This is a genomic window from Burkholderia sp. SIMBA_062, assembly GCF_046534765.1.
Taxonomy (GTDB): Bacteria; Pseudomonadota; Gammaproteobacteria; order Burkholderiales; family Burkholderiaceae; genus Burkholderia; species Burkholderia ambifaria.
This window is the reverse complement of sequence record NZ_JAWRYD010000228.1, coordinates 1-276: the sequence shown is the minus strand read 5'-3', so window position 1 is coordinate 276 and position 276 is coordinate 1. Positions and strand designations below refer to the sequence as shown.

At 57.2% G+C, this 276-nt stretch carries 1 protein-coding gene; it reads right to left on the bottom strand.

What is annotated here, in order from left to right; all coding sequences use genetic code 11:
- Window positions 1-227: NAD(P)/FAD-dependent oxidoreductase (locus tag SB786_RS36150; protein WP_410731566.1), on the bottom strand; the 227-nt coding region annotated here is incomplete at its 3' end.
- Window positions 228-276: the final 49 nt, after the last annotated feature.

Genomic DNA, 276 nt, shown 5'->3' with positions numbered 1-276 from the left:
CCTTCATCCCCTACATAGCGTGAGAACCCCGATACGTCATGTCCAATGCCGCGGATTAACTGCCCGCCGTTACGCCCGCTCGCTCCCCATCCGATCTGCCTTCCCTCCAGCAAAATGACAGACAGGCCTCGCTCGGCCAGTTCCAGTGCGGTGTTGACGCCTGTCAGTCCTCCACCGATGACACAAACATTAGCGGTGTGATTACCCTCAAGCGTCGGATAGCGTATCTGCCTCCGTGCGGTAGCTGCGTAGTAGGATGGAGCGTGTTGACTATTA